Genomic DNA, 849 nt, shown 5'->3' with positions numbered 1-849 from the left:
ATTATTTATCTCAACTCAGTAAATCTCAAAGCAAGTGATGGCAAAATCCACCGCAATTACAATCGTTGGGTAAACAATTTAAATGTTGATATTCAGCGAGCACTTGCGTTGTTGGGCACTCAGTCTCAGCAATAAAAATTATTAAATGCAGTTAGGTTTTTTCGTGTTAAATCGAAATAATGATCCTTTTAATGCTTTTGAAGCAAAAACAGAAGCTCAAAAATTATCTTTTGCCCCTATCGTTTTCCATACCGCGAGAACGCTCAGAGATTTGGGTATATTAGCGGCGCTCGATAGCGCTGGTTCAAAAGGCATGAGCGCCATTGATATCGCCGAAAAAACAGGCGTGTCAGAATATGGTGTCAAAGTGCTGCTAGACATGGCGATAAGTGCGCACATTGTTTTGTGGGAAAAACCTAACTACTCACTGGCCAACCTCGGGTTCTACTTGTTGTACGATGGCATGACCCAAGCAAACATGGATTTCACGGCCGACGTTTGTTATGCCGCGATGATGCACCTGACTGAAGCAATCAAAGACGGCAAACCTGCTGGATTGAAAGAGCTGGGCGATTGGGAAACCATCTATCAAGGGTTGTCGACATTACCTGAGCAAGCTAAGCAGAGCTGGTTTAAGTTTGATCACTTCTATTCGGATCGTTCTTTCCCATTGCTGCTTAAAGAAGTGTTTGCCAATGAGCCAAAACATATTGTCGATATCGGTGGCAATACGGGTAAATGGGCAATGCAGTGCTGCAACTACGATAAAGATGTGCATGTGACCATTGTTGATTTGCCGCAGCAATTGGAAGTCGCGATGTCGAACGTGGCAGAGAATCAGCTCAGCGA

The 849-nt window shown here is 43.6% G+C and carries 1 pseudogene; it reads left to right on the top strand.

The features are described from left to right. Positions 1–145: 145 nt before the first annotated feature. Positions 146–849, top strand: a pseudogene (locus R7O13_RS25490) (SAM-dependent methyltransferase); the annotation flags it as partial.

The organism is Vibrio sp. Y176 (genome assembly GCF_033438945.1).
This window is presented reverse-complemented; position numbering and strand designations above follow the sequence as displayed.